6 protein-coding genes are annotated in these 7,760 nt (G+C 35.2%); 4 read left to right on the top strand and 2 right to left on the bottom strand.

Annotation, left to right across the window (positions count from 1 at the left end; genetic code table 11):
• Nucleotides 1–22 precede the first annotated feature (22 nt).
• Together mvaD and mvk are read right to left on the bottom strand one after the other, a co-directional pair.
• A complete protein-coding gene (gene mvaD, locus N0K73_RS05010) occupies nt 23–988 on the bottom strand; it encodes a diphosphomevalonate decarboxylase (RefSeq protein WP_112249774.1) in 966 nt (321 codons plus the stop codon).
• Nucleotides 978–1,952, bottom strand: coding sequence for a mevalonate kinase (gene mvk, locus N0K73_RS05015; RefSeq protein WP_225416473.1), 975 nt, complete (start codon nt 1,950–1,952; stop codon nt 978–980). Before mvk ends, mvaD begins: the two co-directional genes overlap by 11 nt.
• Nucleotides 1,953–2,139: 187 nt before the next feature.
• On the opposite strand from mvk, the gene N0K73_RS05020 reads away from it, so the two are divergent.
• The 4 genes from N0K73_RS05020 to N0K73_RS05035 all read left to right on the top strand — a co-directional run bounded on the left by N0K73_RS05020 (nt 2,140) and on the right by N0K73_RS05035 (nt 7,695).
• Entirely contained in the window at nt 2,140–4,959 is a 2,820-nt protein-coding gene (locus N0K73_RS05020; protein WP_112249776.1) for a helicase C-terminal domain-containing protein, read from the top strand.
• A gap of 69 nt (nt 4,960–5,028) precedes the next feature.
• Nucleotides 5,029–5,526: a cell wall elongation regulator TseB-like domain-containing protein gene (locus N0K73_RS05025; RefSeq protein WP_112249778.1), complete on the top strand. Its 498-nt coding sequence runs from the start codon at nt 5,029–5,031 to the stop codon at nt 5,524–5,526.
• Nucleotides 5,527–5,615: 89 nt separating this feature from the next.
• Nucleotides 5,616–6,917 (top strand): asparagine--tRNA ligase, encoded by a 1,302-nt coding sequence (gene asnS, locus N0K73_RS05030; protein WP_112249781.1) that lies wholly within the window; start codon nt 5,616–5,618, stop codon nt 6,915–6,917.
• Nucleotides 6,918–6,984: 67 nt separating this feature from the next.
• Complete coding sequence (locus N0K73_RS05035; RefSeq protein WP_112249783.1) at nt 6,985–7,695, top strand: DnaD domain protein; 711 nt, start codon at nt 6,985–6,987, stop codon at nt 7,693–7,695.
• Nucleotides 7,696–7,760: the final 65 nt, after the last annotated feature.

Consider the following 7,760-nt stretch of genomic DNA (forward strand, 5'->3'; position numbering starts at 1 on the left):
ATTCCTTTCAATCCAGGTAACGCTAGATAATCGTTGCTCCTGGTCCTGGTTTGGCGACTAAAAGATTATCTGCGCCAAAAAGAGGGCTTAGTTTATTTAAAATATAAGGTGTTTCGGCTTTAGAACAAATAATTTTAACGTTAGGGCCGGCATCCATTGTAAAATAACAGGTAATACCACTTTTACGTAGGCTCTTTACGGCATCCATTGCGCGAATACTATCTGGATTAAAATAAGTGAAACTTGGATTAGCACTAAGGGTTGTTGCGTGCATTTTCATAGCGTTATTTTCAGCAATTTGGCCGACCTTGGCAAGGTCCCTTTTCGAAATGGCATCCTTCATATTAATTAAATCTTGTTCGGTAGTTTTGACCCAGTCGTGATAAAAAGGGGACGTATCCACGGAATGTTGCATGCCAGAACGAGAATCAATTTCTTTTTCATGACTATTAATCATGATGGCAATCATTTGGATATCCCAAGTAACATTTTCTTCAATTGGGATGGCAAAAGAATCTTCATCGTTGTGCCCTTTTTCCCATTCAACGAGTCCACCAAAAATAGAACGACTGGCTGAACCAGAGCCACGTCGTGCTAAGCGCGACAATTCTCGTTTAGTTAATTGTAAGCCAATTGCTGAACTAGCTGCGAGAGCTAAGGCAGCGTATGCGCTAGCTGAAGATGCAAGTCCAGCCGAGGTTGGGACGTGATTTGTTGATTCTACTTTGGCAAAAACATTTTTTTGTGCTTTCTCTCGAACGAGATCTAAAAAATGAAACACTTTTTTATCATTTATACGCTGATCGTTCAAAAAGAAGGTATCTTCAGATAACGTGTCATCAAAAGTGACGGTAGTATCTGTATAAAAATGTTCTAATGTTAAAGAGAGACTATTATTGTAAGGAATAATTAAATCTGGGTCTTGTTTACCCCAGTATTTAATGAGCGCAATATTAGTATGTGCTCGAGCCGAAACTTTATTTTTCAATGTCTTGAGACTCCTTCGTGAGGGGTTGAATCCAGGTCGAAATAGCACCATTTCGATTCAAAAGATGGCTTAAATTAAGAGCTTCTTCCGGCGTCTTAACTAAGGCAATCATACAACCACCGCCACCGCCGCCAGTAAGTTTTGCACCTAAAGCCCCGTTTGACAAGCTAGTTTCAACGAGAAAGTCTAATTTCGGATGACTGACTCCTAAATCTTTTAATAATTCATGTGATCTGGTTAAGGTATGTCCTAAACTGATGGCATCGTCAGTTGTGATTTGGGACTTAGCCATGCTCGTTAGTTGCCCCAGTTCGGCAATTATTTTTTCAGTTGCGTCGGGACTCGATAAGACACGATCTCGAACTTGTCCAACTGTTAAACCCGTTTGACCTTTAATGCCTGTATCTGCAACCACTAAAGTGGCCTCTATATTCAATGGAACGGAGTATGCTTCTTTGTGTTTAATAAACCAAATCGGTTCATGACTGCTTGTGGTTGCTGCATCAATTCCGCTGGGAGAACCATGCGTGGTTGTTTCTGCAATGTTGGCAATAAACAGAAGTTCTTCACGACTAATTTCAGTATTAAAAAAAGCATAAAGGCTTCGAATAATGGCAATTATTGTTGCTGCGGAAGATCCCATCCCACGTTCAGAAGGAATTTCACTTTCAATCGTTAATTTGAAAGATTGTTTTTGTTTGTTTAATAAGCTCAGTATATAATGAACGACTTTTTTTATACCGTGCATATTCATAGGAACATTTTTAATTTCACCGCTATAAAAACGACTTGTGATCCACTGTTTATCGGCTATGGCCTCTGTGGTAACGGATATTTTAACGTTCGATAAAGGGAACGCAATGGCCGGTTGACTATAAACAACGGAGTGTTCGCCGATTAGTATAATTTTTGCATGACTTGTGCCAATTGATTTTGGCATTAAATTATCTGATGAATTGTTCAAAAAAAGAGTCCTCTCCGGATAAATTTACTTCCATTATCATACATTAAAATTAGTGTTATGGCTATAATGTGTTGGAGGAACTTAGGAAATTTATAATGATTTTGGGTTTATTATAGGATTTATTAAGCAATATGGTAAAATGAATTACATAGAAGCGTTAACTTAAAAAGACTGGTGATAGACTGCAATGAATAAAAATACGATTTACGCCGTAGTGGATATCGAAACGACCGGAACGAATCTAAAAAAAGGCGATCGAATGATCCAATTTGGCTGCGTTTTGGTTCAAAAAAATAAAATAATAAATTCTTTTTCATTTGATATTAATCCTGGGATGGCAATTCCAAAAGCAATCACGGAGTTAACTGGTATCACAAACCGTCAAATTAGAAAAGCCACTTATTTTGAGGACGTCGCTGCAACCATTTATGCGATCCTTCAGGATACTGTTTTTGTTGCGCATAATATTAATTTTGACTTACCTTTTATTAATAGTGAACTGGAGAGGGTTGGTTATCCCGCGTTAATGATTAAGGGTATTGATACTGTACAACTTAGTCAGATTTTATTACCGACATCACCTAGTTTTAAATTGAAGGATTTAAGTCAGTACTTAAATCTAACTCATGAAAATCCGCATCACGCTGACAGTGATGCCCATGTAACCGCCGAATTATTTATTTATTTATTGAAGCGACTAGAGGAAATTCCAAGCGAAACCTTATTTGAAATAAATCGATTGAGTTCATTTTTGTTAAGAGACACAAAAGAGTTATTTACTGACGCATATGGCATAAAGCAAGCGAACCAAGAAAGATTATCAGATGAGCAACACATTGTTGGTGGGCTTGTTCTACAGCGCAGTAAACAACAGACATTTAATTTAATTAATTATGAGTATCCCGAAAATGAAACCGATAAGAAAAAAATAATTGAACCACAGTTGAGCTGGCGATCAGAACAAGCTAAAATGATGGATTTAATCGCGAACCACTTGAAAAGTCGTAAACGAACGCTAATTATTGAGGCGCCAACGGGAATTGGCAAAACACTTGGGTACTTAATTCCCGCTGCTTACTATGCTCAAAAGCAAAAACAAATTGTTATTAGTAGCGCAACAACCTTACTTCAAACTCAGTTAATGAATCAGTCCTTACCCTTATTGAATAAGTTGTTACCTTTTCGAACGTCGGCAATAAGTCTAAAAGGAAGTAACCATTATATTAATCTGGCAGAGTTTAAAAAAGAATTAACTCAAAAGGAAACGTCTGGACAGATAGCGTTAATGAAAATCCGAATTTTGGTATGGTTAGCTGCTACTAAGACAGGTGACCTAGATGAGTTAAGACTTTCGAGTTATCAAAATCCTATTTTTAATCAAATTAAACATCGCGGTGTCGGAAGTTTAATGTTAACCGATCAATTTTTTGAAGTCGATTTTATTAATGTGCTATACAAGCAAGTTGAATCAACGTCAATTGTTTTTACAAATCATGCCTTTTTAATGAAACATCCTGATTTATTTAATTCAGACCGTACGATAAATACGCCTGAATTAATCGTGGACGAAGCACAACATCTGGCCGATGTTGCATTACAAGCAAATAAAGGGCGAATTCGCTTTTGGAAGATCATTAATTTATGTGATTCACTCTTAACGAGTATTCAAAGTTCACAGAAATTTTCGTTTAATAATTTAATGGAAATTAATTTTTTGACAGTCGGCGAAAACAGGCAGTTACTAGCCGATATTAGAAAGTTACGTGAATCAATTGATACGTTGATTAGACAGTTCACAAGGGAATATGGGCGACGAATTAATAGAAATGCCGTTAATAAAAATGAAACGAATGATAAAGCACTTATTTTAAAATCAACGGAATTAGCTGATTTAATTAATAGAAATAAGATAGCAATTGAATCTGTTTCAAAGATGGTCCTTCTACTAGAAAAAAGCGATGGTATCCTGCAGAATCGTTATATTGCGGCAAAAAAACAACAACAGATTGGTCGAGATGAGAATCAACTTTTAAATCGAGTTCATAGATTTTTTAAACAGTTATTCACTGAACTTGAGGTTTGGAATGTATTCGACCAGAATGAAACTAAATTGAATGAAAAAGTACTTTGGTTAAGTTTTCCGATTAATGGGCAAACAGATAAAATGCAATTTGAATTTAGTTTGGCAGATTCTACTCATTTTCTATCTGATTCAATTTATCGACATTTTAATCATTTAACGTTTACTGGGGCGACATTGCTACTACCCGGGAATAAAAATTATATTGTTGATCAATTAGATATTCAAGAAGATAATTACAAAATAGAAAAACTGGGGAGTCCTTTTGACTATAGTAAACAGGCTAAATTGTATATAGCAAACGATTCGATTGATGTTCGATCATCAAAAGAAATGTACGAATCATATTTGGCGGATTCAATTTATCAATTGATAAAGGCGCAACGTAGACAAACCTTGATTCTTTTTAATTCGCTTGAAACAATTGCAAATGTATACGAATTATTAGCAAAAAAAGGACTACATATTGACCGTGAACTGTTAGTTCAAGGAATTACGGGACGGCCTGAAAAATTAACAAAGCGTTTCTTATTAGGAAAAGATGCAATCTTGTTGGGAACAGGTAGTTTTTGGGAAGGTATCGATTTGCCTAATGATAGGTTAGAACTATTAATTGTGACAAGGTTACCATTTGAATCACCGGAATCTTTGAACGTTAAGGCGAAGGAAAAAGAATTTGAAGGACAAGGCAGGGATGTATTCAGTGAATACTCATTGCCAAGGGCTACAATGAGGCTTAAGCAAGGTTTCGGGAGATTAATTCGAACATCGACGGATAAAGGGGTAATGGTTGTTTTAGATAGTCGGTTAGTTAACCAAAGTTATGGCGAACAAATGATTGGTGTGTTGCCGGACAAACTACCGATATTCAACGAACCATTGTCGGATATTATCGATAATTTAAATGAATTTTTTGATTTATCTTGATAGTTAAATGCCTGGATGAGATGTCTGGTATAATGGAGCAATAGAAAATTAAGACAGGAGTAATTAGACATGCAAAGATCCCAAAAGAAATCAAAAAATATTATGTTTCTTTCCATACTTGGCGCTATAGTTGTTATTGTAGTGGGAGCTTTCATCTTGTACAGCCGGGCAAAATCGCCAATGGTTACTGCTGAAAAAGAGGCTGTTACAATTGCTAAAAAGTATGCAAATTTAGACAAAGAATCAGAATTTTATAGATATAATAGAGATGCGACTTACTTTACCGTTGCAGGAACGACAAAAGCAAATAAAAAAATTTATGTGATTGTTGCTCAAAAGGGCGGCAAGGTTAAGGTTCTAACGCAAGCAAATGGGAAGTCAAAGAATGATATTTTAACTTACATATGGGATAAAAAAAACCCAAGTAAGATATTAAATATTGGACTTGGCATATACAATGATGTGCCCGCGTGGGAAGTCAGTTATCTGAATAAGAAGAAGGAACTTAGTTATGAGACGATTCAATTTTCAGATGGGAAAGTTTTGAAATCTGTCGAAAATATCTAATTGTCTTATGGACTAACATATCCGACTAATGATATTATAAAAGGAATGAATCGATCTTGAGACTCAGATCGTGATGAGGAGGAAGTTTATTGAAAACAATTAGTATAATTGATGCTAAAAACCATGTAGACGAAGAAGTGAAAATCGGTGTTTGGCTCACTAATAAAAGATCTAGCGGTAAAATCGCATTTTTACAATTACGAGACGGAAGTGCCTTTTTCCAAGGTGTTGTTGTAAAAAGTAACGTCAGCGAAGAAACTTTCGAGATGGCAAAAGAATTACATCAAGAATCCAGCCTATATGTCATCGGTGAAATTCATGAAGATAAACGTTCGCCATTTGGTTACGAGATTGAAGTTAAATCACTTGAATTAGTTGGTGAAAGTCAAGATTATCCAATTACACCCAAAGAACATGGAACTGAGTTTTTAATGGATCATCGTCATTTATGGTTACGTTCAACGAAACCATATGCCGTTATGCAAATTAGAAATGAAATTATTCGCGCAACATATGAATTTTTCAATAAAGAAGGATTTATTAAAATTGATGCTCCTATTTTGACTGGTAGCGCACCAGAAGGGACTACTGAACTCTTCCATACGAAATATTTTGATAAAGATGCTTATTTATCACAATCAGGTCAATTATACGAAGAAGCTGGCGCAATGGCTTTCGGCAAAGTGTTCTCATTCGGGCCAACTTTTAGGGCTGAAAAATCTAAAACAAGACGTCATTTGATTGAATTTTGGATGATTGAACCCGAAATGGCATTTATGCATCAGGAGCAAAGTCTTGAAGTGCAAGAACAATATATTGCCTTTTTAGTACAAAATGTTTTAGATAATTGTGACTATGCCTTAGATATTCTCGAAAGAGATAAAGAAGTCTTGAAAAGTTATACAAAAACACCGTTCCCTAAAATTTCGTACGATGAAGCCGTTGAGTTGTTACAAAATTCTGGTGAATTCCCTGATACTAAATGGGGCGATGATTTTGGATCACCTGAAGAAACTTATTTGGCAGAACATTTTAGCATGCCGGTATTTGTTTTAAACTACCCTAAAGCAATCAAACCATTTTATATGAAACCACATCCAACAAGAGAAGACGTTGTTATCTGTGCTGATTTATTAGCACCTGAAGGTTACGGCGAAATTATCGGTGGTTCAGAACGTGAAACGGATTTAGATAACTTAACTGCACAAATTAAAAAAGCTGGACTTAATGAAAAAGATTACGAATGGTACTTGGATCTTAGAAGATATGGTAGCGTTCCTCATTCAGGATTTGGCCTTGGCCTAGAACGTGCAACAACTTGGATTACAGGTGAAGAGCATATTCGCGAAGCCATCCCATTCCCACGTTTATTAAACCGTATTTATCCATAAAGTAGATAAAAAGAACCTTAACACGAAAATGTTTAAGGTTCTTTTGCTATAAAGAAGGAGGTTTACTATGGATCAATTTATGAGTCAATTTTTAGAGGCAGGAGAGACACATATTTCCAATTTGATTTTACAAAATTATCGAAAAATTGGATTAACAAGTGATGAGCTAATTTTTTTGATTCATCTACTAAGTTTTAATCAGGCCGGTAATAAATTTCCAGATACGAATCAGATAGCCAGTCAAATGGGCGTAACCACCCAAGAGACGTATACGTTATTGCAGAAATTAATTGAAAAAAAAATAATTTCAATTAAAACGATTGATGATCCTAATGGATATAGTACTGATCAATTTAATTTTAATGCATTATATGAAAAATTGAATAATTTAAACCAGCGAACACAAGAAAAGGTTGAGGTTATTGAAAAAAATAATTCTCGAAAAGACGTCTACGAGAAAATTGAAGTTGAATTTGGGCGTCCTTTATCGCCAATGGAGTTAGAAAGTATTAGTATGTGGATTGATCAAGATCACTACAAGCCAGAGCTCATCTTAATGGCGCTTAAGGAAGCTATTTTAAATCAGGCATATAGTTTGAAATACATGGACAGAATTCTATTAAATTGGGAAAAGAAGCATATTAAGACAAGTCAGGATGTTAAAAAAGATAAAGAAAAAAGACAACAACGAAACTTTTCGAACGATGTAAGTAACAAAGATATAGCAAAAAATACTAATGATAAACCAGAAATTCCACTTTATCATTGGTCAAATTAAAAAATATTTAAAAATAAAAAACGACAATATTTAGTTTTTAAACTAAATATTGTCGTTTTTTTAAT

This window comes from Dellaglioa algida (assembly GCF_030127605.1).
In the GTDB taxonomy this organism is placed as follows: Bacteria; Bacillota; Bacilli; order Lactobacillales; family Lactobacillaceae; genus Dellaglioa; species Dellaglioa algida.

Excerpts from the sequence above, each read along its gene's own strand:
- N0K73_RS05020 (WP_112249776.1), top strand. The coding sequence starts at position 2,140 with ATGAATAAAAATACGATTTACGCCGTAGTGGATATCGAAACGACCGGA.
- N0K73_RS05025 (WP_112249778.1), top strand. The coding sequence starts at position 5,029 with ATGCAAAGATCCCAAAAGAAATCAAAAAATATTATGTTTCTTTCCATA.
- N0K73_RS05035 (WP_112249783.1), top strand. The coding sequence starts at position 6,985 with ATGGATCAATTTATGAGTCAATTTTTAGAGGCAGGAGAGACACATATT.